This window comes from Ramlibacter sp. PS4R-6 (assembly GCF_037572775.1).
In the GTDB taxonomy this organism is placed as follows: Bacteria; Pseudomonadota; Gammaproteobacteria; order Burkholderiales; family Burkholderiaceae_C; genus Ramlibacter.
The window spans coordinates 2,271,909-2,298,793 of the sequence record NZ_JBBHKA010000001.1; the positions used below are offsets into that span (position 1 = coordinate 2,271,909).

At 69.5% G+C, this 26,885-nt stretch carries 25 protein-coding genes and 1 riboswitch; of the genes, 18 read left to right on the plus strand and 7 right to left on the minus strand.

Going from position 1 to position 26,885, the window contains the following annotated elements:
- Positions 1-261 precede the first annotated feature (261 nt).
- Both WG903_RS11275 and WG903_RS11280 read right to left on the minus strand, forming a co-directional pair.
- Positions 262-585 carry a cell division protein ZapA gene (locus WG903_RS11275; protein ID WP_340075311.1) on the minus strand — a complete coding sequence of 108 codons (324 nt, stop codon included), beginning with the start codon at positions 583-585 and terminating at the stop codon, positions 262-264.
- Complete coding sequence (locus tag WG903_RS11280; RefSeq protein WP_340075313.1) at positions 582-791, minus strand: DUF904 domain-containing protein; 210 nt, start codon at positions 789-791, stop codon at positions 582-584. The genes WG903_RS11275 and WG903_RS11280 overlap by 4 nt, the downstream gene beginning before the upstream one ends.
- Before the next feature lie 34 nt (positions 792-825).
- Positions 826-1,079: riboswitch (cobalamin riboswitch) on the plus strand.
- A 73-nt stretch (positions 1,080-1,152) separates the two neighbouring features.
- Between WG903_RS11280 and WG903_RS11285 the strand changes: the two genes are divergently transcribed.
- The 15 genes from WG903_RS11285 (at position 1,153) to WG903_RS11355 (ending at position 21,173) form a co-directional block, all read left to right on the plus strand.
- Positions 1,153-3,072, plus strand: coding sequence for a TonB-dependent receptor (locus WG903_RS11285; RefSeq protein ID WP_340075315.1), 1,920 nt, complete (start codon positions 1,153-1,155; stop codon positions 3,070-3,072).
- 2 nt (positions 3,073-3,074) lie between these two features.
- Entirely contained in the window at positions 3,075-3,890 is an 816-nt protein-coding gene (locus WG903_RS11290; RefSeq protein WP_340075317.1) for a cobalamin-binding protein, read from the plus strand.
- Positions 3,891-3,894: 4 nt separating this feature from the next.
- Positions 3,895-4,458 carry a bifunctional adenosylcobinamide kinase/adenosylcobinamide-phosphate guanylyltransferase gene (locus WG903_RS11295; protein ID WP_340075319.1) on the plus strand — a complete coding sequence of 188 codons (564 nt, stop codon included), beginning with the start codon at positions 3,895-3,897 and terminating at the stop codon, positions 4,456-4,458.
- Positions 4,455-5,255 carry an ABC transporter substrate-binding protein gene (locus tag WG903_RS11300; RefSeq protein WP_340075321.1) on the plus strand — a complete coding sequence of 267 codons (801 nt, stop codon included), beginning with the start codon at positions 4,455-4,457 and terminating at the stop codon, positions 5,253-5,255. Before WG903_RS11295 ends, WG903_RS11300 begins: the two co-directional genes overlap by 4 nt.
- Entirely contained in the window at positions 5,252-6,238 is a 987-nt protein-coding gene (locus tag WG903_RS11305; RefSeq protein WP_340075323.1) for a FecCD family ABC transporter permease, read from the plus strand. Before WG903_RS11300 ends, WG903_RS11305 begins: the two co-directional genes overlap by 4 nt.
- Positions 6,235-7,014: an ABC transporter ATP-binding protein gene (locus WG903_RS11310; RefSeq protein ID WP_340075325.1), complete on the plus strand. Its 780-nt coding sequence runs from the start codon at positions 6,235-6,237 to the stop codon at positions 7,012-7,014. The genes WG903_RS11305 and WG903_RS11310 overlap by 4 nt, the downstream gene beginning before the upstream one ends.
- The gene (gene cobT, locus WG903_RS11315; RefSeq protein ID WP_340075327.1) at positions 6,992-8,023 is read left to right on the plus strand and encodes a nicotinate-nucleotide--dimethylbenzimidazole phosphoribosyltransferase; all 1,032 of its coding nucleotides are present in this window, start codon (positions 6,992-6,994) and stop codon (positions 8,021-8,023) included. Before WG903_RS11310 ends, cobT begins: the two co-directional genes overlap by 23 nt.
- A gap of 66 nt (positions 8,024-8,089) precedes the next feature.
- Entirely contained in the window at positions 8,090-8,527 is a 438-nt protein-coding gene (locus WG903_RS11320; protein WP_340075329.1) for a universal stress protein, read from the plus strand.
- Positions 8,528-8,534: 7 nt separating this feature from the next.
- Positions 8,535-9,191, plus strand: a complete 657-nt coding sequence (locus WG903_RS11325; RefSeq protein WP_340075331.1) for a class I SAM-dependent DNA methyltransferase — start codon at positions 8,535-8,537, stop codon at positions 9,189-9,191.
- Between the two features lie 36 nt (positions 9,192-9,227).
- Positions 9,228-10,718: an acid phosphatase gene (gene acpA / locus WG903_RS11330; protein WP_340075333.1), complete on the plus strand. Its 1,491-nt coding sequence runs from the start codon at positions 9,228-9,230 to the stop codon at positions 10,716-10,718.
- Positions 10,719-10,937: 219 nt separating this feature from the next.
- Positions 10,938-12,578 carry an efflux RND transporter periplasmic adaptor subunit gene (locus WG903_RS11335; RefSeq protein ID WP_340075335.1) on the plus strand — a complete coding sequence of 547 codons (1,641 nt, stop codon included), beginning with the start codon at positions 10,938-10,940 and terminating at the stop codon, positions 12,576-12,578.
- Between the two features lie 10 nt (positions 12,579-12,588).
- Positions 12,589-15,693 (plus strand): efflux RND transporter permease subunit, encoded by a 3,105-nt coding sequence (locus tag WG903_RS11340; protein WP_340075337.1) that lies wholly within the window; start codon positions 12,589-12,591, stop codon positions 15,691-15,693.
- Positions 15,694-18,933, plus strand: a complete 3,240-nt coding sequence (locus WG903_RS11345) for an efflux RND transporter permease subunit (RefSeq protein ID WP_340075339.1) — start codon at positions 15,694-15,696, stop codon at positions 18,931-18,933.
- On the plus strand, positions 18,930-20,315 hold the full coding sequence (locus WG903_RS11350; RefSeq protein ID WP_340075341.1) for an efflux transporter outer membrane subunit: 1,386 nt from the start codon (positions 18,930-18,932) through the stop codon (positions 20,313-20,315). Before WG903_RS11345 ends, WG903_RS11350 begins: the two co-directional genes overlap by 4 nt.
- Positions 20,316-20,372: 57 nt before the next feature.
- Entirely contained in the window at positions 20,373-21,173 is an 801-nt protein-coding gene (locus WG903_RS11355; protein ID WP_340075343.1) for a class I SAM-dependent methyltransferase, read from the plus strand.
- 116 nt (positions 21,174-21,289) lie between these two features.
- Here WG903_RS11355 and nth read toward each other — a convergent pair whose 3' ends face one another.
- Positions 21,290-21,934, minus strand: a complete 645-nt coding sequence (gene nth, locus WG903_RS11360; protein WP_340075345.1) for an endonuclease III — start codon at positions 21,932-21,934, stop codon at positions 21,290-21,292.
- Positions 21,935-21,966: 32 nt separating this feature from the next.
- Here nth and WG903_RS11365 point away from each other — a divergent pair, with 32 nt between their 5' ends.
- The 3 genes from WG903_RS11365 to WG903_RS11375 are packed head-to-tail and all read left to right on the plus strand — an operon-like array spanning position 21,967 to position 24,972.
- Positions 21,967-22,935 carry a Bug family tripartite tricarboxylate transporter substrate binding protein gene (locus WG903_RS11365; RefSeq protein WP_340075347.1) on the plus strand — a complete coding sequence of 323 codons (969 nt, stop codon included), beginning with the start codon at positions 21,967-21,969 and terminating at the stop codon, positions 22,933-22,935.
- Positions 22,936-22,938: 3 nt separating this feature from the next.
- Positions 22,939-24,546 carry a gamma-glutamyltransferase family protein gene (locus WG903_RS11370; protein ID WP_340075349.1) on the plus strand — a complete coding sequence of 536 codons (1,608 nt, stop codon included), beginning with the start codon at positions 22,939-22,941 and terminating at the stop codon, positions 24,544-24,546.
- Positions 24,547-24,549: 3 nt separating this feature from the next.
- Positions 24,550-24,972, plus strand: coding sequence for a PaaI family thioesterase (locus tag WG903_RS11375; RefSeq protein WP_340075351.1), 423 nt, complete (start codon positions 24,550-24,552; stop codon positions 24,970-24,972).
- Here the strand turns inward: WG903_RS11375 and WG903_RS11380 are convergent, their stop codons facing one another.
- Genes WG903_RS11380 through WG903_RS11395 form a run of 4 tightly spaced genes read right to left on the minus strand, consistent with a single transcriptional unit; the run spans position 24,973 to position 26,875 of the window.
- Positions 24,973-25,152 carry a DUF3606 domain-containing protein gene (locus WG903_RS11380; protein ID WP_340075353.1) on the minus strand — a complete coding sequence of 60 codons (180 nt, stop codon included), beginning with the start codon at positions 25,150-25,152 and terminating at the stop codon, positions 24,973-24,975.
- 54 nt (positions 25,153-25,206) lie between these two features.
- Positions 25,207-25,938 (minus strand): dienelactone hydrolase family protein, encoded by a 732-nt coding sequence (locus WG903_RS11385; RefSeq protein WP_340075355.1) that lies wholly within the window; start codon positions 25,936-25,938, stop codon positions 25,207-25,209.
- Positions 25,939-25,956: 18 nt separating this feature from the next.
- Complete coding sequence (locus tag WG903_RS11390) at positions 25,957-26,370, minus strand: PaaI family thioesterase (protein ID WP_340075357.1); 414 nt, start codon at positions 26,368-26,370, stop codon at positions 25,957-25,959.
- A complete protein-coding gene (locus WG903_RS11395) occupies positions 26,360-26,875 on the minus strand; it encodes an SRPBCC family protein (RefSeq protein ID WP_340075360.1) in 516 nt (171 codons plus the stop codon). Before WG903_RS11395 ends, WG903_RS11390 begins: the two co-directional genes overlap by 11 nt.
- Positions 26,876-26,885 lie beyond the last annotated feature (10 nt).

Consider the following 26,885-nt stretch of genomic DNA (forward strand, 5'->3'; position numbering starts at 1 on the left):
TGAACCGGGGTTCAGGTGGGCGAGGTCAACCTGGCGTTGGGATCATCTGACGCGAGACGTTCACGCCCGCCAGGGGATGTTCCAAGCCCGCGCTCAAAGAGCATTGGTTCAAGGAAATATAAAGCCCGAAACTCACTGCAGACGGGATGATTCTAGGACGATGCGCGGCGCGGTGGCGAGCTTTGCGCCGCAAATCCGCATGCTTCGAAAGAGTTGCGCGCCGCGGCTTGACAGGGCCGCGCGAAGCCCAACTGTGTCAGCTCAAATGAGGCGGCCGTCGTCGCCCAGCGCGCGGTCCAGGCGCTGCATGAGCGCGCCCAGGCGGGGGTCGGCCGCGTCGCCGTTGACAGGCGCATGCACGAGGGCCGTGGCGGCGATCGCGGGCACCTTGTCGGCCACGTCGAACGCGAGGTTCAGGGCCGCCAGCACCGCGATGCGGTCGCGCGCCTTCACCTTGCCCGCATCGCGGATGCGGCACATGGCGGTGTCGACTTTTTCCACGGCTTCGAGCAGGCGCTGCTCGCCGCCTTCGGGGCACGCGAGCAGGTAGCTCTGGCCCATGATCTGCACTTCGACCTGTTTCACGCAGCGCTCTTGATTTCGGGCAGGCGCTCCAGCAGCGCGTCGACGCGCGCGCGGGCAGCGGCCAGGCGCGACTTCAGCGAGTCGCGTTCATGCGTGAGGACATCGACCTGTTCGGCCAGCAGCGCGTTGGTGCGCTGAAGCTCCTCGTAGCGAACCAGGAGGCGCTCGACCCTCTCCGCAAGCTGCTCCATCTGCGCGGCACTCATACCGGCGCATTGTAGGGATTTGTGACAGTTTCGGCTCTAAAATCGAGGGGTTGGTGCTCGCGGTGTGGTTCGCATGCCGCAGTTCAACGGGAAGCAGGAAGCGACGTGTTACGGCACCGAGCCAACCTGCGCTGCCCCCGCAACGGTCAGCGGTCGGATTTCGCGTTTGCGCGCGATTTCCCGTTCCATCACACGAAGCCACTGGGTGTTTGCGCGTAACCGCGCACCTGGGAAGGCGATGGAAGCGACGCCGCCAGCCCGGATACCGGCCAACACGGTGGCGCCGCGCGCAAGCGTGGCGCCGTGACGCCCACTTGCCGGCGGGGAAGCCGGCCCGGGTATCCATCGTCAGAGAAAAGCCATGAAGAAACCGAAGGCATCACGCGCCGCCGCACTGGCCGCCGCATTGCCGCTGATCGCGTTCGCGCAGACCGCCGCAACGCTTGCTCCCACCACCATCACCGCCACGCGCTTCCCGGACAACTCGCAGTCGCTGCCGTTCGGTGTCAGCGTCATCTCCGGCGAGGAGATCGAGCGCTCGGGCGCTTCCACCGTCAACGAGGCGCTGATGCGCGTGCTGGGCGTCGTCGGCCGCGTCGACCTGTGGGGCGGCGGCGAATACGCCGTCGACCTGCGCGGCTTCGGCTCCACCGCGGACAACAACCAGGTGGTCATCGTCGACGGCATCCGCCTGTCGGAGGCCGACCTCGGCGGCACGCGCCTGGCGGGCATCCCGATCGAATCGGTCGAGCGCATCGAGGTGCTGCGCGGCAGCGGGTCGGTGCTGTACGGCGAGGGCGCCACGGGCGGCGTCATCGTGATCACGACGAAGGCCGGCGCCGGCAAGACGCGCGCGAACGGCGGCTCCGCGTACGCGGGCGCCGGCTCGTACGGGCTGCGCGACTTCCGCACCAACGGCAACTTCGGCGCGGGCGGCTTCACGGTGGACGCCGCGCTGCAAAAGCGCGACAGCAACGGCCACCGCGACAATTTCCGCTCGCGCACCGAGGCGGGGTCGCTCTCGGGCTCGTGGGCCAACGAGTGGCTGCGCGTCAACGCGCAGCACAGCGAGGACAGGCTGGACACCGGGCTGCCCGGCGCGCTCAGCTCCGACCAGTACGCGCAGGACCCCCGGCAGACGAACACGCCGGGCGATCACGCCAACTTCCGGAACGCACGCACCAGCGGGGCGGCGGAACTGCAATTCGCCAGCTGGCAGGTGGTGCTGGAAGGCGGCACACGCGACAAGAAGCTGCGCAGCGTGTCGGCCTTCGGCTCCTACGACTACGACATCTCGGCCGACACCTGGTCGCTGCGCGCGCGCGGCAGCCACGACTTCGGCGGCGCGAAGAACCTGCTGGTCGTCGGCACCGACAACCTGCGGTGGACCCGTGACGTGCTGGGCGCGTTCGGCTCCACCGCGAAACAGGATTCGCGCGCCTGGTTCATCAAGGACGACGTCACGCTCGCGGGCGGCACGCGCATCGGCGCGGGCTGGCGCACGGAGCGCGCGGAAAAGAGCAACACGATGGGCGGCGCTGTCGACGCGCGCGAGAACGCGTGGGAGCTCGGCGCGAGCCAGCCCTTCGGCGCGGTGACGGCGTATGCGCGCTTCGGCCGCAGCTTCCGTTTCGCGAACGTGGACGAGTTCAGCTTCACGGCCCCGGGCGCGCTCCTCGCGCCGCAGACCTCGCGCGACTTCGAACTGGGCGCGCGCTGGCAGCACGCGGCGGGGAAGGTCGAAGCGCGGCTGTACCGCAACGACATCTCCAACGAACTCGGCTTCGACCCGGCTGCCGCCGGCCCGTTCGGCTTCTTCGGCGCGAACGTCAACTTCGACCCGACGCGCCGCCAGGGCCTGGAAGTCGATGCGACCCACCGCGTCACCGCCGGCCTGGGCGTGCGCGTCAACGCCAACGTGCGCGATGCCACGTTCCGCTCCGGCCCCTATGCAGGCAAGGACGTGCCCCTGGTGCCGCAACGCACGCTGGCCGTGCGCGCCGACTGGGCGCCGGCGCCGCACCACCGCGTGGGTGGCGGGGTGGTGTGGGTCGGCTCGCAGCATCCGGACTTCGACAATGCCTGCACGATGCCGGCGTACACCACGGTGGATGCGCGCTACGCCTACGCCTGGAAGCACGCCGAGTTCTCGCTGGGCGTGACCAACCTGGCCGACCGCAAGTTCTACACGCAGGCCTATGCGTGCGCCGGCAGCCAGCCCTCGGCGATCTACCCGGAACCCGGCCGCGCCTTCACGGCGGCCGTGCGCGTGAAGTTCTGAGCATGGGCAACGCAGCCACCCCGTACGCGCCCCGGCGCATCGTCTGCCTCACCGAGGAGGCGACGGAGTGGCTGTACCTGCTCGGCGAGGAGGCGCGCATCGTCGGCATCTCCGGCTACACGGTGCGCCCGCGCCGCGCCCGCCAGGAAAAACCGAAGGTCAGCGCCTTCCTCTCCGCCAAGACCGACAAGATCCTGGAACTGCAGCCCGATTGCGTGTTCGGCTTCTCCGACCTGCAGGCCGGCATCGCGGCGGAGCTGGTGAAGCAGGGCGTGCAGGTGACGATCTTCAACCAGCGCAGCGTGGACGACATCTTCTCGATGCTGTACCAGGTGGCGGCGATGGTGGGGCGCGCGGATGACGGGCTGGCGCTGCTGGCGAAGATGCGCGCGCGGCTCGACGAGATCGCGCGCGAGGCCGCGGCGTTGAAGCGCCGGCCGCGCGTGTACTTCGAGGAATGGGACGAGCCGCGCATCAGCGCGATTCGCTGGGTGTCGGAGCTGGCGGGCATCGCCGGGGGCGACGACATCTTCCCGGAGCTGTCGCTGCAGTCACTGGGCAAGGACCGCATCCTCGCCAACGACGACGAGATCCTGCGCCGCAATCCCGACATCGTGATCGGCTCGTGGTGCGGCAAGAAGTTCCGGCCCGAGAAGGTCGCCGCGCGTCCCGGCTGGACCGAGGTGAACGCGGTGAAGACGCAGCAACTGCACGAAATCAAGTCGGCCGACATCCTGCAGCCCGGCCCCGCGGCGCTCACCGACGGCGTCGAGCAGCTGCACCGCATCGTCATGGACTGGGCCAAGCACCATGGCTGAAAACATGGTTGAAAAGAACGTCGCACGCAGCGAGTTGATCCTGGGCGGCCAGAAGAGCGGCAAGACGCGCCGCGCGGAGGAGCTCGCCGCCGCGTGGCTCGTGCAATCGCCGTCGCACCGCGCGATCTACATCGCCACCGCGCAAGCCTGGGACGAGGAGATGCGCGAGCGCATCGCGCGCCACCGGCTGGACCGGGCCCGGCGCGTGCCGCGCATGGAGACGGTGGAGGAGCCGCACGAGCTCGCGCAGGCGATCGGCGCGAACAGCCGCGCCGACACGCTCATCGTGGTGGATTGCCTGACGCTGTGGCTGACCGCGCGGCTGATGCCGCACGCCGGCGACGCGCAGCCGGTGGACGGCGACGAGATCCCGCGCGCGCTGGCGCGCTGTGCCGGCCCCATCATCCTGATCAGCAACGAGATCGGCCAGGGCGTCGTGCCCATGGGCCGCGACTCGCGCCAGTTCGTCGACGCACTCGGTTCGCTGAACCAGGCAGCGGCCGCCGCGAGCGAGCGCGTGACGCTGATGTCGGCGGGGCTCGCGATCACCTTGAAGGGCACGGCATGACGCGCTGGCTCTTCGCCTTGCTGGCCCTGTGTGCCTTGCACGCCCACGCGCAACCCAGGCGCATCGTCTCGCTGCTGCCGTCCCTGACCGAAACCGTGTGCGTGCTGGGCCATTGCAGCGCGCTCGTCGCGGTCGACGATTTCTCCAACTGGCCCGACTCCGTCAAGCGCCTGCCGCACGTCGGCGGGCTGGAGGACGCCAACATCGAGCGCATCGTCGCGCTCAAGCCCGACCTGGTGCTGCTCACCTCGTCGAGCCGCGCCGCCGCCCGGCTGCAGGCGCTGGGCATCCAGGTGGTGGCGATGGAGCCCAAGACGCTGGACGACGTGCGCGTGGCGTTCGAGAAGGTCGGCGCGCTGCTGGGCGAAGCCGAAGCGGCCAAGCGCGAGTGGATGCGCATGAACGACGGCATCGCGCAGGCAGCCCACGCGGTGCCCGCGTCGCGCAAGGGCGTGCGCGTGTATTTCGAAGTCGACAGCGGCCCTTACGCAGCAGGCGAGATCTCGCACATCGGCGAGCTGCTCAAGCGCCTGGGCGCCGCCAACATCGTGCCGGCCAGCCTGGGCAGCGTGCCCAAGCTCAACCCCGAGTTCGTGGTGCGCGCCGACCCGCAGGTGATCATGATCGGCGCGCGCGAAGCCGCCGAGATGCGCCGCCGCCCCGGCTGGGAACGCATCAGCGCCATCCGCGAAGGCCGCGTGTGCACGCTGGACAGCGCACAGGGCGACGTCGTCGCGCGCCCCGGCCCGCGGCTGGCCGACGCCGCGCGCATCCTCGCGGGGTGCCTCTCGCGATGAAGCCCGCCAACCCCGTCTCGCTGTTCCTCGCGCTGCTGGCGCTGAGCGCGGCGCTCGTCGTCTGCGGCACCGCGGTCGGCAGCCAGGGCTGGGAGCCGCTCTTCTTCCGCACCGACGGGCCGCGTTTCGCGATCCTGTGGGAGATCCGCCTGCCGCGCACGCTCGGCGCGTGGCTGGCGGGTGCGCTGCTCGGGCTCGCCGGCGCGGTGGCGCAAGGCCTGTTCCGCAACCCGCTGGCCGATCCCTACCTCCTGGGCAGCGCGACGGGCGCCGCGTTCGGCGTCGCACTGTGCCTCGTGGCCATCGGCATCTCGCCGCTGGCGGCGCCCGACTGGCTCGCGCATTGGGGCCTGACGCTCGCGGGTTTCGTCGGTGCGATGGCCGCGGTGCTCGTCACGCTGGTGCTCGCGCAAGGCGTGCAGCACACCTTGCGCCTGTTGCTCTCGGGCGTGGTCGTCGGCATGGTGTTCGGCGCGCTGTCGGCGCTCGTGATGTTCTGGGACCCGGAAATCATGCGGGCGATGCAGGCTTTCCTGCTCGGCACCACGGGCTTCCTCGGTTGGGGCAGCACCGGGCTGTTGGCGGTGGTGCTGGTGGTCGCGACCGTCGCGGCGCTGGGCTTCAGCCGCGCGCTCGATGCGTTGGCCTTGGGCGAGGTGACCGCCGCCAGCCTGGGCGTTGCGCTCACGCCGGTGCGCGTCGTGCTCGTCGTGGCGATGGCGCTGGCCACCGGCGCCGCCGTCGCGCAGGTGGGGCTCATTGCCTTCATCGGCCTCGTCGCGCCGCATTTGATGCGCGCGCTGGCCAAGCCCACGCACCGCTGGCTGCTGCCGCTGTCGGCGCTGGCCGGCGGCGTGCTGCTGCTGGCCGCCGACGTGCTGGCGCGCTGGCTGCTGGCGCCGCAGGAGATCCCGGTCGGCGTGCTGACGGCGGTGCTGGGCGGCGGCTACCTGATCTGGCTGATGCACCGGAGACCGGTGTGAACGCGGCGATCCGCGCGCAAGCCCTGCACGCCAGCCTCGGCGGCGTCGAGGTGCTGCACGGCGTCGACGTCGTGCTGCCGGGCGGCAAGTGGACGTCCATCGTCGGGCCCAACGGCGCCGGCAAGACCACGCTGCTCAAGGCGCTGGCGCAGCTCACGCCCTCGCGCGGCGCGATCGAGCTGCTCGGCCGCGACGCCCGCGCGCTGCCGATGCGCGAGCGCGCCCGCCGCATCGCGTGGCTGGGGCAGAACGAAGGCGGCGCCGAGGACTTGCTGGCGCGCGACGTCGTCATGCTCGGCCGCCTGCCGCACCAGGAATGGCTGGGGCCCGCGACGGCGCAGGACCATGCCGCCGCGCAGGCGGCCATGGAGCAGACGCAGTGCTGGGACTGGCGCGAGCGCCCGCTCGGGCAACTGTCCGGCGGCGAGCGCCAGCGCGTGCTGCTGGCGCGCGCGTTGGCCGTGCGCGCGCCGGTGCTGATGATGGACGAGCCGCTGGCCAATTTGGACCCGCCGCACCAGGCCGACTGGCTGCGCATCGTGCGCGAGCACGTGCAGCGTGGCGGCACCGCGGTGGCCGTGCTGCACGAGATCACCATGGCCTTGCACGCCGACGAGATGGTGGTGATGGATGCCGGCCGCATCGTCCACCACGGCGCCTGCGCCGACACCGCCACGCACCGCGCGGTCGAACGCGTGTTCGGCGGGCGCGTGCGCGTGCGCGAAATCGACGGCCGCCCCGTCGCCTTGCCCGATGAAACTCCCGCCCATCCCTGACCTGCGCGACGCCGCGCTCGACGCCGCGCTGCAGCGTGCGATCGACCACAAGACCAAGCCGCAGGGCTCGCTCGGCCGCATCGAGCAGCTGGCGCTGCAGGCCGGCCGCGTGCTCGGCACCGACAAGCCGAAGCTGGTGCAGCCGCAGCTGGTCGTCTTCGCCGCCGACCACGGCATCGCCGCGCACGGCGTCTCGGCCTTCCCGCAGGAGGTGACGGGCCAGATGGTGCGCAACTTCCTGGCCGGCGGCGCGGCGGTGAGCGTGCTCGCGCGCCAGCACGGGCTGGCGATGACGGTCGTCGATTGCGGCGTGGCGTGCGACTTCGAGCCGCATCCGCAGCTGCGGCCGCTCAAGGTCGCCAAGGGCGCGGCGGATCCGGCAACGGGCCCGGCGATGTCGCGCGGCCAATGCGAGGCAGCGATGCGCCACGGCATGGAACTGGTGCAAGGCTTGCCGGGCAACGCACTGCTGGTGGGCGAGATGGGGATCGCCAACTCGTCCCCCGCGGCGCTGCTGCTCGCGCGCCTCACCGGCGCACCGCTGGGCGAGTGCGTGGGCCGTGGCACCGGGCTGGACGACGCGGGCCTGCAGCGCAAGAAGGACGTGCTGCAGCGCGTGCTCGACCGCCATGCCGATGCGCGCGCGCCGCTGGACGCGCTGGCGGCTTTCGGCGGGCTGGAGATCGCCACGATGGCGGGCGCGATCCTGCAGGCCGCGAGCGAGCGCCGTATCGTCGTCATGGACGGTTTCATCACCGGCGCCGCGCTGCTCGTCGCCCATGCGGTGGCGCCACATGTCGTACAACGATGCATCTTCTCGCACCGCTCGGCCGAGCCGGGCCATGCACTCATGCTGGGCGCCCTCGGCGCGCGCCCGCTGCTGGAGCTGGACCTGCGCCTGGGCGAGGGATCGGGCGCCGCGCTGGCCTGGCCGCTGGTCGTGTCGGCCTGCATGTTGCTTTGCGACATGGCCACGTTTGATTCGGCTCAAGTCTCGGGCAAGCACTGATACGAACGGTTGTGACAAACGGGCCGGGCGGGTCTATCCTCCCGCCATCCAAGCCCGGAGAACGCCATGTACAAGCGCATCCTGCTCGCCTACGACGGCTCCGACGCCGGGCAGAGGGCATTGCTCGACTGCAAGGAAATCTGCCAGTGGGGGCAGTCCGAGCTCTTCTTGATAGCCGTGATGCCCTCGGCGATGAGCTTCGTGGGCCTCGAAGGCGGTGTCTATGACATCGAACTCGAGGAGCGCGAGAAGAAAAAGCACCAGGCCGTGCTGGACGACGGCGTGCGGCGCCTGGCCGAGATCGGCACCAGCGCCAAGGGCGAGGTGGTGGTGGGCGAAGCCATCGACGAGATCACCAAGTACGCCCGCAAGGTGGACGCCAACCTGATCATCGTCGGCCACAAGCACCTGGACAGCTGGGCCGCGCGCTGGTGGCGCGGCTCGATCTCCGGCGCGCTGATCGAGCATTCCCCCTGCAGCGTGCTCGTCGTCATCACCCAGTAAGAACACCATGCGCCCGAGAATCGAGCCGGGCCGCCGGCCCGACCGGCAAGCCGCCCTCAAACAGTACAAGGGGCGCGCCCGCTATTACGACACCGAGCTCATGCTCTTCGAGCCCATCCGGGCCGAGGCGATCGCGCTGCTGCAGCTGCACCCGGGCGACCGTGTCATCGACGTGGGCTGCGGCACCGGCCTGAGCTTCGACCGCCTGCACAGCCGTGTCGGCAAGATCGGCCGCATCACCGGCGTCGAGCAATGCCCCGAGATGATGGCGCAGGCCAAGGAAAAGGTCGCGCAGCACCGCTGGACGAATGTGGACCTGGTGACGGCCCCCGTCGCGACGGCGCGCATCGACGGCCTGGCCGACGCGGCGCTGTTCCACTTCACGCACGACATCCTGCGCGAGGAGGCGGCGGTGGCCAACGTGTTCGCGCACCTGAAGCCCGGCGCCCGTGTGGTCGCCGCGGGCCTGCAGTGGGCGCCGCCGTGGGCCTGGCCCACCAATGGCTTCGTGATGATGGCTGCGCTGTATTCGACGACCTCGCTGGAGGGCCTGGGCCACCCCTGGAGCCGGCTCGCGCCGCGCCTCGAAAACTTCCGTGTTCAGCACACGGTGCTGGGCGGCATCTACGTCGCCTCCGGCACGTTCGATCCTCGTCACCACTGATCAACGGGAGCGCATGCGCGTGCTAGTGTCGCGCGCATGAAGAAACTCACACTCGTCTTCGCGGCCCTCGTCCTGGCGGGCTGCGCCACGCCGCCTTCGTCCGACAAGCTGGGCAAGGTGAAGAACCTGGTGGTGATCTACGCCGAGAACCACAGCTTCGACAACATGTACGGCATGTTCCCGGGCGCCAACGGCGTGGCCAACGCGACGCCCGAGCAGTACACGCAGCTCGACCACGACGGCCAGCCGCTCAAGGAGTTGATCGTGTTCGGCTCCGACGGCAAGCCGAACCCGGCCTTCCCGCGCATGCCGAACAAGCCGTTCCGCATCGACGCGCCGCCGGTCAACCGCCCGCCCACCACCATCGTGCCCAGCCCGATCCACGTGTTCTGGCACAACATCGAGCAGATCAACGGCGGCAAGAACAACATGTTCGCGGCCATGTCCAACGTGGGCGGCTGGACCATGGGCTACTACGACGGCAGCTCGTTCAAGCTGTGGCAATGGGCCAAGGGCTACACCTTGGCCGACAACTTCTTCATGGGCGCGTTCGGCGGCTCGTACCTCAACCACCAGTACCTCGTTTGCGCCTGCGCACCGAAGCACGACAACGCGCCGGACTCCATGCGCGTGCGCCTCGATGCCAGGGGCAAGCTCGAAAAGCGCCCCGATTCGCCCTCGGCCAACGAAGGCGCGGTGCGCGTGTTCAGCTCCGGTGGCGGGCAGGTGAGCCCCGATGGCTGGTCGCTCAACACCTCGCAGCCCGCGTACCAGCCCAGCGGCATCCCGCCAGCGGCCAACGGCCCGAAGGAGATGGCCGACCCCGCCGGCACGCAAGGCTCCGGCCAGCCGGTGCCACCGCAGACCGCGGCGACGATCGGCGACCTGCTGTCGCAGAAGGGCGTGTCGTGGGCCTGGTACGCCGGCGCGTACAACCAGGCGCTGGCCGACGGGCAGCAGCCTCCCAGTGCGAAGCGCTCGATCATCTACACCCGCGACAACAACTCGCCCAATTTCCAGCCGCACCACCAGCCGTTCAACTACTACGCGCGTTTCGCGCCGGGCACGGCCGACCGCGCCAAGCACCTGCTCGACGGCGACGACTTCGTGAAGGCGATCGAAGGCGGCACGCTGCCGGCGGTGAGCTTCTACAAGCCCGCCGGCCGCGACACGCAGCACCCGTCGTACACCGACATCGTCACCGGCGACATCCACATCGACGCGCTGCTGCACAAGCTCAGGGCCAGCCCGCAGTGGAAGGACATGCTGGTCGTCGTGACCTACGACGAGAACGGCGGCTACTGGGACCACGTGGCGCCACCCACCGGCCCCGGCTGGGGCGACCGTTTCGGCCCCGGCTCGCGCATCCCGACGCTGCTCATCGGGCCTTCGGTCCGCAAGGGCTTCGTCGACCACACGGCGTACGACACCACGTCGATCCTGCAGTTCATCTCGAAGCGCTGGGGGCTGTCGCAGCTGCCGGGCGTGCGGCCGAAGATGGGGGACTTCTCGGCTGCACTCGAGTAGTTTTCGTCGGGCTGGCACCACCCGTCCCGGTCCGGACCATCACCCGGATGTTCAATGCGATGCACATCCGGTGAACAGCCCGTAAACCGCCAGTAAAGTTCCCGCCCATTCGAAGGAATGGGCCTACGCCACTACGCGTGGAGCGCCGATGCTGAGGCATCATGCTGCGTTGCAAAGTACGGCACCGGCGTGCTGTTCCGGGCCGGAACAAGGAAGAGCATGGATCCCACGCCGCAAGAAGACCAACAACAGGAACCCGCACTGCCGCGCGTGAGCGCGCGCGCCCGCATCATCGGCAGCGTCATCGCCGTGCTCGTCGTCGCCGGCCTCGGCTGGCTGGCCTGGGACCTCACCCATTCATCCGGCGGCGCCTCGGGCGCCGCATCCGGCGCATCCGGTGCACGTGCGGGTGGTGGGGGCGGCGGCGGTTTCGGCGGCGGAGGCGGCGGCCGCGGCGGCCCGCCCACCACCGTGGGCGTCGCCGCTGCCGAACGCGCGGACCTTCCCGTCACCATCGATGCGCTGGGCACCGTCGTGCCGCTGGCCACGGTCAAGGTGCGCCCGCAAGTGTCGGGCGTGCTGCAGCAGGTGAACTTCAAGGAAGGGCAAATGGTCAAGAAGGGCGACCTGCTCGCGCAGATCGACCCGCGCCAGTTCGAGATGGCCCTGCAGCAGGCCACCGGCGCGCGCATGAAGGACGAGGCGCAGCTGCAGGCGGCCAAGGTCACGCTGGAGCGCTTCCGCACACTGCTCAAGCAGGATTCCATCGCGCGGCAGGAAGTCGACACGCAGGAGGCGCTGGTCAAGCAGCTGGAGGCGACGCTGGTCGTCGACCGCGCCAACGAAGGCACCGCGCGCCTGAACCTGGGCTACACGCGCATCGTCGCGCCCGTGGCGGGGCGCGTGGGCCTGCGCGTGGTGGACGTCGGCAACGTCGTCAGCTCGTCGGATGCCAATGGCGTCGCGCTCATCACGCAGCTGTCGCCCATCGACGTGGAGTTCGCGATCCCGCAGGACCAGGCGGCGTGGATGCAGCAGAACATGGGCGCGTTCATGGAGGCGAAGGCGTTCGACCGCACGCGCCAGGCCGTGCTCGACACGGGCACCTTCGCGTCACTGGACAACCAGGTGGACGTGCAGACCGGCACCGTGCGCGCCAAGGCCCGCTTCAACAACGCGCGCGGCGTGCTGTTCCCCAGCCAGTTCGTCAACGTGCAGGTCAACGTGCGCACGATCAAGGACGCGGTGGTGGTGCCTGTCGCGGCGGTGCGCCACGGCGCCAACAACAACGACTTCGTGTTCGTCCTGAACCAGGACCGCACGGTGTCCATGCGCACGGTGAAGACCGGCCAGCAGACGGTGGACAAGGTGCAGGTCACCAGCGGCCTGCAGCTGGGCGAGCGCGTGATCACCGAAGGCGCCGACCGCCTGCGCGAAGGCTCGCGCGTGGTGCTGCCGGGCGACGCGCCGGGCGCGGGCGGCGGCGGTGGTGGCCGGCGCAGGCAAGGTGCGAGCGCGCCGGCCGGTGCCGGGTCGGCCCCCGCGTTGCCCGAAGGCTCGCCCGCGCAGGCCCCGCAACAGCAGCAAGGCCAGCCGCGCATGGCACGGCGTGGCGCGGCGTCCGGCGACACGGGCGCCGCGGCCGCGCCGCCCGCGGCGACAGCAACCGCCGGCGCCGGCCCGTCCGACAAGCCCACGCCCGAGCAGCGCCAGCGCATGCTCGACTCCGCGCAGGGCGATGCCGAGCAGCTCGAGCGCCGCAAGCGCTTCCTCGACGCGCTCGACCGCGGCGACCCGCAGGCCATCGAGCGCTGGCGCGCGATGCAGCAGCGCCGGCGCGAAGGCGGGGCCGCGCAGTGACGCGAGCGCCATGAGCCCGTCGCGTCCCTTCATCCAGCGGCCGGTCGCGACCTCGCTGCTGATGCTGGCCATCGTGCTGGCCGGCCTGGTCGGCTTCCGCATGCTGCCGCTCGCCGCGCTGCCGCAGGTGGACTACCCGACCATCCAGGTACAGACGCTGTACCCCGGCGCCAGCCCCGAGGTGATGGCGCAGACCGTTTCCGCGCCGCTGGAGCGCCAGTTCGGCCAGATGGCGGGCCTGTCGCGCATGAGCTCGACCAGCGCCGCGGGCGTGTCCATCGTCACGCTGCAGTTCACGCTGGGCCTGGCGCTCGACATCGCCGAGCAGCAGGTGCAGGCCGCGATCAATGCGGGCGCGTCGCTTCTTCCGGCAGATCTGCCGGCGCCACCGGTGTACGCCAAGGTCAACCCGGCCGACGCGCCGGTGCTGTCGCTGGCGATCACGTCGGACTCGATGCCGCTCACCGACGTGCAGAACATCGCCAACACGCGCATCGCGCTGAAGATCAGCCAGGTGAGCGGCGTGGGCCTGGTCACGCTGTCGGGCGGGCAGAGGCCGGCCGTGCGCATCCAGGTCGACACGCGCGCGCTGGCCTCGTACGGCCTCACGCTCTCCGACGTGCGCACGGCCATCACCGGCTCCAACGCCAACGGCGCCAAGGGCAGCCTCGACGGCCCGACGCGCGCCTACACGATCAATGCCAACGACCAGTTGGTCACCGCGGCCGACTACCAGAACCTCGTCGTCGCCTTCAAGAACGGCGCGCCGGTGCGGCTGAAGGACATCGCCAAGGCGGTGGAGAGCGCCGAGAACGTCAAGCTCGGCGCGTGGGCCATGGTCGGCGGGGAACTGAAGCCCGCGGTGATCCTGAACGTGCAGCGCCAGCCCGGCGCCAACGTGATCCAGACGGTCGACGCCATCAAGCAGCGCCTGCCCGAACTCACCGGCAGCCTGCCGGCGTCGATCCACGTCGACGTGCTGTCGGACCGCACCACGGGCATCCGCGCCTCGGTACACCACGTGCAGATCGAGCTGGTGCTGGCCGTGGTGCTGGTGGTGCTCGTGATCTTCGCCTTCCTGCACAGCACGCGCGCCACCGTGATCGCGAGCCTGGCGGTGCCGATCTCGCTCATCGGCACCTGCGGGGCGATGTACCTGCTGGGCTATTCGCTGAACAACCTGTCGCTGATGGCGCTGACCATCGCCACCGGCTTCGTCGTCGACGACGCCATCGTGATGATCGAGAACATCTCGCGCCACATCGAGGCCGGCGAGCCGCCGCTGGACGCCGCGTACAAGGGCGCCACAGAGATCGGCTTCACCATCATCTCGCTGACGGTGTCGCTCATCGCGGTGCTGATCCCGCTGCTGTTCATGGGCGACGTGGTGGGGCGCCTGTTCCGCGAGTTCGCCGTCACGCTCGCCATCACCATCCTGATCTCCGCCGTCGTCTCGCTGACGCTGGTGCCCATGATGTCGGGCCGCTGGCTCAAGGCGCACCCGGGTGGCGAGACGGGCATCGGCGGCAGGATCCAGCAGAAGATCGACAAGGTCATCGAGCACTACGACCGCTGGCTCACCTGGGTGATCGAGCGCGAGCGGCTCACGCTGTGGGTGGCGTTCGCCACGCTCGTGCTCACGGTGCTGCTGTACGTCTTCATCCCCAAGGGCCTGTTCCCGACGCAGGACACCGGCCAGCTGCAGGCGCGCGTGCAGGCCGGCGAATCCATCTCGTACACCGAGATGGCGCGGCTGCAGCAGGACGTGGCGCGGGCGATCATGGAAGACCCCGACGTCGAGACGCTGCAAAGCTTCGTCGGCGTGGACGCGGCCAACAACACAATGCTGCACACCGGCCGCATGCTGATCAACCTGAAGAAGAGCCACCGCAACCAGGAAAAGATCATCGAGGCCCTGCGCGAGAAGGCCTCGCGCATCGCCGGCGTCGCCATCTTCCTGCAGCCCACGCAGGACCTGACCATCGACGCCGAGACCGGCCCCACGCAGTACCGCATCTCGATGGAGGGGGCCGACCGCCTGGTGGTGACCGACTGGGCCACGCGCCTGGTCGAGCGCCTGCGCACGGTGGACAAGGTGCGCAACGTGGAGACCGACGCGAACGCCAGCGGCTCGGCCGTGTACGTCGAGATCGACCGCGATACGGCCGCGCGCCTGAACGTGTCGGCATCGGCCATCGACGACGCGCTGTACAGCGCCTTCGGCCAGCGCATCGTCTCCACCATCTTCACGCAGACCAACCAGTACCGCGTGATCCTCGAATCCACGCCCGACAGCGCGGCGTCGCCGGCGTCCATCGGCATGGTGCAGCTGAAGACGGGCTCGGGCGACTCGACCTCGCTCGGCTCCATCGCGCGCATCGTCGAAAGGCCCGCGCCGCTGCAAATCACGCACGTGGGCCAGTACCCGGCGACCACCGTCAACTTCGACACGGCGCCGGGCGTCGCGCTGGGCACTTCCGTCAAGGCGATCCGCGACGCCGCCAAGGACATCAACCTGCCGGCGGCGGTGACCATGACCTTCGTCGGCGCGTCGGGCGCGTACGAGGCCTCGCTGGCCAACGAGCTGTGGCTGATCCTGGCCGCGGTGATCTGCGTCTACATCGTGCTGGGCGTGCTGTACGAAAGCTACATCCACCCGCTGACGATCCTCTCGACGCTGCCGTCGGCCGGCGTGGGCGCGCTGCTGGCGCTGATCCTCACGGGCAACGACCTGGGCGTGATCGGCATCATCGGCATCATCCTCTTGATCGGCATCGTCAAGAAGAACGCGATCATGATGATCGACTTCGCCATCGACGCCGAGCGCACCGAGGGCAAGAGCCCGCGCGAGGCCATCCACCAGGCCGCGCTGCTGCGCTTCCGGCCCATCCTGATGACGACGCTGGCCGCGCTGGGCGCCGCGCTGCCGCTGATGTTCGGCTGGGGCGAGGGCGCCGAGCTGCGCCGGCCGCTGGGCCTGGCGATCTTCGGCGGCCTGATCGTGAGCCAGATGCTCACGCTGTTCACCACGCCGGTGATCTACCTCGGCTTCGACAAGGCGGCGCGGCGCTGGGGGCGCAAGCGCACCGAAGCCGAGCTGCGGAGCGCCGAGTAGATGAACCTCTCGCGGCCTTTCATCGAGCGGCCCATTGCCACGGTGCTGCTGACGATCGGGCTGGCGCTGGCGGGCATAGGCGCGTTCTTCGTGCTGCCGGTGGCGCCGCTGCCGCAGGTGGACTACCCCGTGGTGTCCGTTTCCGCCAGCCTGCCGGGCGCGTCGCCGGAGACGATGGCCACCAGCGTCGCCACGCCGCTGGAGCGGCGGCTGGGCACGATCGCGGGCGTCAACGAGGTCACGTCCTCCAGCGGCGTCGGCTCCACGCGCATCACGCTGCAGTTCGACCTGAACCGGCAGATCGATTCGGCGGCGCGCGAGGTGCAGGCGGCGATCAACGCGTCGCGCGGCGACTTGCCGTCCAACCTGCGCAGCAACCCGACCTACCGCAAGGCCAACCCCTCGGCGGCGCCGGTGGTCATCCTCGCGCTCACGTCGCCGACCAAGACGCCGGGCCAGATCTACGACTCGGTGTCGAACGTCGTGCAGCAGAAGGTTTCGCAGGTGCCGGGCGTGGGCGACGTGGAGCTGGGCGGCGGCTCGCTGCCCGCGGTGCGGGTGGAGATGATCCCCTTCGCCATGAACAAGTACGGCGTGTCGGCGGAGGATGTGCGCGCGGCGCTGCAGTCCAGCAGCGCCAATCGCCCGAAGGGAACGATCGAGGGCGCGGGCCGCCAGCTGCAGATCTACAGCAGCACGCGCGCGAGTGACGCCGCGGGCCGGCCCACGGCCAAGGACTACCGCGACATCGTCGTGGCCTGGCGCAACGGCGCCGGCATCCGCCTCACGGACGTGGCCACGGTGAGCGACGGGCAGGAGAACATCAACACGCTGGGCCTGTTCAACGGCCAGCCGGCCGTGATCGTTCTGGTGACGCTGCAGCCCGGCGCCAACGCCATCGAGACGGTCGACAAGGTGCAGGAGCTGCTCCCGGAGCTGCAGGACCAGCTGCCGCACGACATCAAGCTGCAGGTGGCGAGCGACCGCACCAAGTCCATCCGAGCGTCGCTGCACGAGGTGGAGATCACGCTGGTGATCGCCATCGCGCTGGTGGTGCTGGTGGTCAGCGCCTTCCTGCGCAGCGCGCGCGCCACCTTCATCCCCGCCATCGCCACCATCGTCTCGCTGCTGGGCACCTTCGGCGTGATGTGGTTCCTGGGCTTCTCGCTGAACAACCTGTCGCTGATGGCCCTGACCGTGGCCACGGGCTTCGTGGTGGACGACGCCATCGTCGTGCTGGAGAACACCGCGCGCCACATCGAGGCGGGCATGGACCGATTCAAGGCCGCGTTGCTGGGCGCGCGCGAGGTCGGCTTCACCGTGCTGTCGATCAGCCTGTCGCTGGTGGCCGTGTTCATCCCGCTGCTGTTCATGGGCGGGCAGGTGGGGCGCCTGTTCCGCGAATTCGCCGTCACGCTGTCGGCGGCGGTGATGATTTCGCTCGTGATCTCGCTGACCACCACGCCGATGATGTGCGCGTGGCTGCTCGACCCCAAGGCGCACGTGAAGCAGCCGGGCCGCGTCTCGCGCTTCTTCGAGCGCGGCTTCGCGTGGACGCAGAAGATGTACGAGCACAGCCTGGACTGGGCGCTGGCCGCGCGCTGGCTCGTGCTGTTCGTACTGGTGCTGGTGATCGGCCTGAACGTCTACCTGTTCGTGCAGATCCCCAAGGGCTTCTTCCCGCAGCAGGACACCGGCCAGCTCAATGGCGGCCTGCGCGCCGACCAGAGCATCTCGTTCCAGGCCATGCAGGAGAAGCTGCGCACGCTGGTGGACATCATCAAGGCCGACCCTGCGGTGGACACGGTGGTGGGCTTCACCGGCGGCTCGCGCGCGGGCGGCGGCTTCCTCTCGGTCAGCCTGAAGCCGGCCCGCGACCGCGACGTGAAGGGCACGCAGGTCATCGCGCGCCTGCGGCCCAAGCTGGCGCAGGTGACGGGCGTGAGCCTGTTCCTCAACCCCGTGCAGGACGTCCGCATGGGCGGGCGGCAATCGAACAGCACCTACCAGTACACGCTGAAGAGCGACAACGTGGCCGACCTGCGGCGCTGGGCCGCGCGCCTGGCCGAGCAGATGAAGCAGCAGGACGCGCTGACCGACGTGGACACCGACCAGCAGGAAAACGGCGTGGAGGTGTACGTGGACGTGGACAAGGACACCGCCGCGCGCATGGGCATCACCATGCGCGACGTCGACAACGCGCTGTACGACGCCTTCGGCCAGCGCCAGGTGGCCACGATCTACGACGAGTTGAACCAGTACCGCGTGGTGCTGGGCGTGGCGCAGCGCTACATGCTGTCGCCGAATGCGCTGAAGGACATCTACGTGCCCGCGCGCGGCACGCCGGGCGACATCACGACACCGGTGAACACCGGGACCACGACGACGGCGGCCAAGTCCACCGCGGTGATCAACCCGGCGCTGCGCGACCAGGCCACCGGCCAGCCGGTGAGCACCGACGTCGGCACGATGGTGCCGCTGTCGGCCATTGCGCGCTTCGCCGAGCGGCCCACGCAAAGCGCGGTGAACCACCAGGACGCGGAACTGGCCACCACCATCTCGTACAACCTGGCCGAGGGCCACACCTTCTCCGACGCGCAGGCGGCCGTGCGCCAGGCCGAGGCCGAGGTGGGGCTGCCGATCAACGTGCGCGGCAGCTTCCAGGGCACGGCGCGCGCGGCGCAGGAATCGCAGGGCCAGCAGCCGCTGCTGATCCTGGCGGCCATCGTCGTCATCTACATCCTGCTGGGCGTGCTGTACGAAAGCCTGGTGCACCCGATCACCGTGCTGTCGACGCTGCCGTCGGCGGGCGTGGGCGCCGTGCTGGCGCTGCTGATGTTCAAGATGGAGCTGTCGATCATCGCGCTGATCGGGCTGTTCCTGCTGATCGGCATCGTCAAGAAGAACGCCATCCTGATCATCGACTTCGCGCTGGAGGCCGAGCGCTCACGCGGCCTGTCGCCGCTGGCCGCCGTGCGCGAGGCATCGCTGCTGCGTTTCCGCCCCATCCTGATGACGACGCTGGCCGCGGCCCTGGGCGCGCTGCCGCTGGCCATCGGCTTCGGCGAAGGCGCCGAGCTGCGACGGCCGCTGGGCGTGGCCATCATCGGCGGCCTGATCGCGAGCCAGGTGATCACGCTGCTGACGACGCCCGTCGTCTACCTCTACCTCGACAAGCTGCGCAGGCGCAGCCCGCAGGAGCGGGCCCTGGCGCGCGGCGCCGAGCCGCAATCCACATGAAAAGAACGACCCTCGCCCTTGCCATCGCCCTTGCCCTTGCGGGCTGCGCTGTCGGCCCCGCGTACGTGCGCCCCGACGTCGAGACGCCCGTTGCCTTCAAGGAGGGCCAGGGCGCGTGGGTGAAGGCCGTGCCCGCCGACATGCTGGAGCGCGGCCCGTGGTGGGAGCTGTTCCAGGACGCCGACCTCAACACGCTCGCGGCGCAGGTCGAGGTGAACAACCAGAACGTCGCGCAGGCCGTGGCGCGTTACGACCAGGCGCGCGCCATCGTCGCGGAGCAGCGCGCGTCGCTCTTTCCCAGCGTCAACCTCACCGGCGGCGCCACGCGCAGCGGCGGCCGCGGCGACACGCCCGAGCGCAACAACTTCTCGGTGTCCGTCGGCGCGTCGTGGGAGCCCGACCTGTGGGGGCGCCTGCGCCGCACGGTGGACGCCGCGCGCGCGAGCGAGCAGGCCAGCGCAGCGGACCTGCAATCGGCCAAGCTCTCCGCGCAGACGGAGCTGGCCACCGACTACTTCAACCTGCGCCAGCTCGATGCGGCGATCACGCTGCAGGCCGGCACGATCAAGGGCTACGAGCGCTCCTTCACCATCGCGCAGAACCGCTACAACGCCGGCATCGTCGCGCGCACCGACCTGCTGCAGGCGCAGACGCAGCTGGCCAACGCGCGCGCCGACATGCTGTCGCTGGAGCGCCAACGCGCGAACCTCGAGCACGCCATCGCCGTGCTGGTCGGCCGCGCGCCGGGCAACTTCACGCTGGTGCCGCGCCCCACGTGGGTGGCCGTCGTCCCCGAAATTCCCTTCGACGTGCCGTCGACCTTGCTGCAGCGCCGGCCCGACATCGCGGCGGCCGAGCGGCGCGTGGCGCAGGCCAACGACCAGATCGGCATCGCGCTATCGGGCTACTTCCCCAGCCTGCGCCTGAGCGGCAGCGGCGGATCGAGTGCGGCGCGCATCGCGGACCTCTTCAATCCTTCGGCGCTGGTGTGGTCCATCGGCGCGTCGCTGGCGCAGACGCTCTTCGACGCCGGCGCGACCAGCGCGCGCGTGGAGCAGGCGCGCGCCGGCCTGCGCGAAGCCTCCGCTGCGTACCGGCAGACGGTGCTGGCGGCCTTCCAGAACGTCGAGGACCAGCTGGTCGCATCGCGCATCCTGCAGCAGCAGCTGGTGCTGCGCGAGGAAGCCTCGCGCGCCGCCGACCTGGTCGAGCAGCAGGTGCTCAACCGCTACCTGGCGGGGCAGGTGAGCTTCACCGAGGTGGTGAACGCGCAGGTCACGGCGGCGAATGCGCGCCGCGCGCTGTCGCAGGCGATTGCCGACCGCGACGTCGCTGCTGTCGCGCTGATCAACGCGCTGGGCGGGGGCTGGAAGGGCCTTTGATCGCCGCCTTGCGTTGCGCGGGCCGGCGCCGCACACTGGCGCGAAGGAGGCAACGGCATGAGCGTCGAGCGCGAGTCCTGGGGGTCGGGTGATGCCTACGAGCGCTGGATGGGGCGCTGGAGCCGTCCATTGGCGCGGCTTTTCCTCGAGTGGCTGGCAGTGCCCGCGCAGCGCGAGTGGGCGGACGTCGGTTGCGGCACGGGCGCGCTGGTGCAAGCGATCCTGGATCAATGCGCACCCGGGCGCGTGGCCGGCGCTGACCGCTCGGCGGCTTACGTCGAGGACGCGACGCGGCGCATCGCCGATCCGCGCGCGAGCTTCGTCGAAGCCGATGCGCAGCAACTGCCCTGGCCCGACGCGTCGTTCGATGCCGTCGTATCGGGGCTGGTGTTGAACTTCGTGCCGTCGGCGCAGCGCATGGCCGCGGAGATGGCGCGCGTGGCGCGCCCCGGCGCGGTCGTCGCGGCCTACGTGTGGGACTACTCGGGCGGCATGAAGATGGTGCGCAGCTTCTGGGATGCCGCGATCGAGCTGCGCGGCGGGGACACCGCCATGGACCAGGCCGAGCGCTTCCCCATCTGCCGGCCGGACGCGCTCGAAAGCCTCTTCGTGGAAACGGGACTGGAGGACGTCGCGTCGCGCCCGCTCGACTTCACGATGGTGTTCCGCGACTTCGACGATTACTGGCTGCCGTTCCTCGGGCGGCAGGGCTCGGCGCCGACCTATCTGGCCTCCCTGGACGAGAAGGACCAGGGCCGCATCCGCGAGCTGCTGCGCGACAGGCTGCGGCCCGCGGCGGACGGTTCGATCGCCTTGCCGGCGCGCGCATGGGCGGTGCGAGGCCGGCGCGGCCTGTAGCCCCGCGCTGCGTCGCAGCTGGTCGACGACGCGACCTTCAACAAGGAAGCCTTCGCGCGCCAACCCGCGAAGGTCAAGGCTGCCGCAGCCATCGTGGTGATGGTCCTGATGACCCTTCACGCCTTCGGCGGCGGCGTCTTCGGTTTGTAGGGGCAGTACTTGATGACCGCGCACTCCCAGCAGCGGGGCGTGCGCGCCACGCACACGTAGCGGCCGTGCAGGATCAGCCAGTGGTGCGCGTCCTTCAGGTACTCCTTCGGCACCACCTTCAAGAGCTTCTGCTCGACTTCGAGCGGGTCCTTGCCCGGCGCGAGGCCCGTGCGATTCGAGACGCGGAAGATATGCGTGTCCACCGCCATCGTCTCCTCGCCGAAGGCCACGTTGAGCACCACGTTCGCCGTCTTGCGGCCGACACCGGGCAGCGCCTGCAGTTCCTCGCGCGTGTTCGGCACCTGGCCGCCGTGCTGCTCGACCAGGATGCGGCACGTCTCCATCAGGTTCTTCGCCTTGTTGCGGTACAGGCCGATGGTCTTGATGAAGTCCTCCAGCCGCGGCAGGCCGAGCGCCAGGATCGCTTGCGGCGTGTTCGCGACGGGGAAAAGCCGGCGCGTCGCCTTGTTGACGCCCGCGTCGGTGGCCTGGGCCGACAGCAGCACGGCCGTGAGTAACTCGAAAGGTGTCGTGAACTCGAGTTCCGTCGTCGGCAGCGGGTTCGCCGCCCGCAGCGTGGCGAAGAAGGGCTCGATGTCCTGTTTTCTCATCCACGCGAAGTCTACGGATAATGGCCGTTGACATGAAAAGACGTACCTTGCTCGGCGCCCTGGGCGCTACGGCTGCCGCACCGCTGCTCGCGCAAACCGGCGGCTATCCCAACAAGCCGATCCGCCTGGTGGTGCCTTTCCCAGCCGGTGGAGCGACCGACATCTTCGCGCGCGCCGTGTCGCAAAAGCTCGGCGAGAAACTGGGCACCACAATCGTCGTGGACAACAAGCCGGGCGCGGGCGGCACGATCGGCAGCGACATCGCGGCCAAGGCCGTGCCCGACGGCTACACGCTGCTGCTCTCGACGACCAGCACGCATTCCATCGGGCCGAGCTTTGGCGGGCACCTGCCGTACGACGCGGTGCATGACTTCACGCCGATCTCGCACGTGGGCAACGCCCCGAGCATCATGGTCGTGCCCAATGCCGCGCCGGCGAAGGACGTGAAGGAATGGATCGCCTACGCGCGCAAGAACCCCGGCAAGCTCAATTACGCGAGCAGCGGCAACGGCACCATCGTCCAGTTGACCGCGGAATACTTCAAGGCGCAGGCGGGCCTGTTCCTCGTGCACATCCCGTACCGCGGCACGGCGCTGGCCATGCCCGACCTGATCAGCGGCAAGGTCGACCTGCTGTTCGACTCGCTGCCCAGCGCGCTGCCGCACGTAAAGGAAGGGCGGGTGAAGGCGCTCGCGCTGACCACCCTGAAACGCTCCCCGTTGATGCCCGACCTGCCCGTGGTCGCGGAGACCATTCCGGGTTTCGAATCGGTCACCTGGTTCGGCCTGTATGGCCCGAAGAACCTGCCCGCTGACCTGGTGGCGAAGATCAATGCCGGCGTCAACCAGGCCCTCCAGGACGCCGACGTGAAGGACCGCCTGGCGCGGCTGGGCATCGAGCCGGCCGGCGGCACGCCGCAAGCCTTCGCGAGCATGACCGACGCCGACCGCGCCAAGTGGAAGAAGATCATCACCGAGCGAAAGCTCACCGCCGAGCAGTAAGCCATGCATTTCAACTTCAACAACCCCTACACCACGACGCGCATGCCGGTGTTCGCGCGCAACGTCGTCTCCACTTCGCACCCGCTCGCCGCGCAGGCGGGGCTGCGCATGCTGTGGAAGGGCGGCAACGCGGTGGATGCCGCCATCGCCGCCGCGGCCGTGATGACGGTCTGCGAGCCGTGCAGCAACGGCCTGGGCAGCGACGCCTTCGCGATCCTGTGGGATGGCAAGAAACTGCACGGCCTGAATTCATCCGGCCCCGCGCCGGCGGCGTGGAACCCCGAGTACTTCTCGCGCAAGTACGGTGACGCCAGCGCGCCGCCCAAGCGCGGCATCGATTCTGCGACGGTGCCCGGTGCGGTTGCGAGCTGGATGGCGATGTCTGAGAAGTTCGGCAAGCTCCCCTTCGCCGACCTGCTGGAGCCCGCCATCGACATCGCCGAGCGCGGCTACCTGGTGCCGGTGATCATCCAGCAGAAATGGGTGCTGGCCACGCCGGAGCTGAAGGGGCAGCCGGGCTGGGCGCAGGCTTTCCTGCCGCACGGCCGCCCGCCCAATGTCGGCGAGCTGTTCCAGTTCCGGGCCGCCGCGCGCGCGTTGCGCCTCATCGCCGAAACCAAGGGCCAAGCTTTCTATAGCGGCGAGATCGCGCAGGCGCTGGAGAAGTTCTCCAAGGACAACGGCGGCGCTCTGACCGCCAAGGACCTCGCGGCGTTCAAGCCCGAGTGGGTCGAGACGATCACGCGCGACTACCGCGGCTACACGCTGCACGAGATCCCGCCCAACGGGCAGGGCATCGCCGCGCTGATCGCGCTGGGCATCCTGGAGAAGTTCGACCTGTCGAAGATGCCGCTGGACGGCGCCGACTCGACGCACGTGCAAATCGAAGCGATGAAGCTCGCCTTCGCCGACGTGTACCGCTACGTCGCCGAGCGCCGCGCGATGGAAGTGTCGACGGACCAGATGCTCGACGACGCGTACCTGGCCGGCCGAGCGAAGAAGATCGACATGGAGCGCGCGCAGGAGTTCGCGCCGGGCAACCCCGTGAAGGGCGGCACCATCTACCTCACCGCCGCCGACGAGAGCGGCATGATGGTCAGCTTCATCCAGTCCAACTACATGGGCTTCGGCTCGGGCTGCGTGGAGCCCACCTTCGGCGTCAGCCTGCAGAACCGCGGCCACGGCTTCAGCCTGCGCCCCGGCGCCAACCAGGTGGCGCCGGGCAAGCGGCCCTTCCACACGATCATCCCGGCGTTCCTCACCAAGGATGGCCAGCCGGTGATGTCTTTCGGCGTGATGGGCGGCAACATGCAGCCGCAGGGCCACATGCAGACGCTGGTGCGCATGCTCGACTACGCGCAGGACCCGCAGTCGGCCTGCGATGCGCCGCGCTGGCGCTTCAACGCGGGGCTGGAGCTGAACGTGGAGCACCAGATGAACCCCGAGGTGATCGCCGAGCTGCGCTCGCGCGGCCACCGCATGGAAGTCATCAACGACAACTACCAGGACTTCGGCGCGGGCCAGTTCATCTGGCGCGCCGGCGACCCGGGCAAGGAAGGCTACGTGGCCGCGTCCGATGCGCGCCGCGACGGCCTGGCCGCAGGCTTCTGAACGATGGCCGACGCCAAGAAGAAGATCCGCTTCACCAAGCACGTCGGCTTGGCGATCGAGGAGGCCACGCCGGGCCGCTCACGCGCCTCGATCACCATCGAGGACAAGCACCGCAACGGCACGGGCGTAGCGCACGGCGGCGTGCTGTTCACGCTCGCGGACACGGCGATGGGCGCCGCGCTTTACAACTCGCTGGAGCCCGGCGAGATCTGCGCGACGATCGAGATCAAGATCGGCTACTTCAAGCCGGTCTTCGACGGCCCGCTGGTGTGCGAGGCCGTGGTGCTGAACAAGGGCAAGAGCATCGCCAGCCTGGAGGCGACCATCCACAACGGCGAGCAGCTCGTCTCGAAGGCGACGGGCACGTTCTCGATCTTCCGTCGCAAGACGGATGCGCAGTGGACGGAGCCGGCGGTCAGCGACTAGTTACTTGCCGCGCAGGTACTCGCGCACCTTCTCGGCGCGGTCACCCACCGCCGCCACGGCTTCCTTCACGCGCTCGGGCGTGGTGTTCAGGCTCTTGGCCCAGTCGCGCAGCTCGTAGTCCTGGTTGACGTTGATGCGCTCGCGGTCCTGGCCGCTGGCCTTGCTCTTGTCGTCGGACATGGTTCGTCTCCGGTGATTCAACTCGATGAGCCGAATCTTGGGACGAGCGCTGCGTCAGTGCTGTAGGACGCGGCCGAAGATCTCGAAGAGCCTCTCCCAGTGCCGCTCAGCGCTGGGCTTGTGGAACACGGCGCGCTGCGGGAAGACGAAGCCGTGTTCGCTGTTGGGGTACCACTCGATGCGGTAGGGCACCTTGGCCTCTTTCAGCGCCTTCTCCAGCGCCGCGATGTCGGTGGGCGGCGCCCACTTGTCCGTCTCGGCGCACGCGAAGTAGCTCTCGCACTTGATCTTAGGGGCGAAGAGGTGCGGCGAATCCGGCTTGTCCGTGACCATGTTCGCGCCGTGGATCGACAGGATGCAGTCGATGCGGTCGGGGAAGGTGGCCGCCGCGCCCATCACGAAGGGCCCGCTCATGCAGTAGCCCACCGCGCCGATCTTCTTGGCGTTGGCTTCGGGCTGCGCATCGACGAACTTCAGCATGGCGGCCGTATCGCGCATGATCAGGTCGGTGGTGGTGGCGCGCATGTGCTCGAACATCACGGCCATCGCCGGCTCGGTGCGCTCGCGCAGCCAGTAGTCGCGCGTGCGGCGGTAGTACAGGTTGGGCAGCACCACGTAGTAGCCCACCGACGCGATGCGCCGCGCCATGTCACGCAGTTCCTCGCGGTAGCCGGGCGCGTCCATGTAGAAGAAGCAGACGGGGAAGGGCGCCTTCTCGTCGGGGTAGCAGATGAAGGTGTTCATGTGCCCATCGGCGGTGGCGATGTCGAGTTCTTTTTCGATCATCGCGCGACTGTAGCGGTTTCAGTCCGCTTTGCGAATGGTGCCTTGCGCCGCGGCGCACAACTTGCGCTCGCCGCGCGTCTCCATGAACACGTCGCAGCGGCACACGGCCTGCGACTTGCCGTTGCCCACCACGGTGGCCACGGCGACGAGCTTGTCGCAGTCCCTGGCCGGCCGCAGGTAGTTGATCTTGAACTCGGACGTGAGCACCACCGGCCCCAGCACCGACCCGCCCGCGTAGGTGAGGGCGTTGTCGGCCAGGTACGCCAGCACGCCGCCGTGCACGAAGCCGTTTTGCTGCAGCAGCTTGGGGGCCAGCACCAGCGACAGCTGCGCCTGTCCGGCCTCGAACACGTCGAGCTCCGTGCCCAGCAGTTCGCTGAAGGCCTGCTGCTTCAGCACCTGCCGGCCCCAGTGGAGCAGGTCAGGCTGCATGCGGCCTCCTCGTGGCGCGCGACTTGCCGCCGCGCGAGAACAGCCACATCAGGAAGCGCACGTAGGGCGACCACGGCACGTAGCGCGGCGTCTCGCCCAGCGCCACCTGTATCTGCGCGAACACGTCCTCCACGCACGCGTCGTGCAGCGCGCGGATGGCGAAGATCCACTTGAGCAAGAAGGCGCCCTTGACGTCGGCCTCGATGCGGTGCTCCAGCACGCAATAGCTGGCGGTCGCGTCCAGGATCTCGAAGCCGTGCCAGCCGTCGACGCCGGGCATGGTGAGGCGGAAGGCGACGAACTGCGGCTCGCACGCCTCGACGAAGTAGCGGATGGGGCCGTGGCCGCCGACAGCGCCGACGGAGAGCGGGCGGTCCAGTTTCATGCGCGACCAGTGCCGGCCCGGCCAGGCCAGGTCGCCGGGCTGGCCCAGCGTGGCGAGCACGGCGCTCACGCGCTCGGGGGCGGCATTGAGCAGCCGCTGGTGGACGTTGAGGATCTTCATGCTTTGCTCC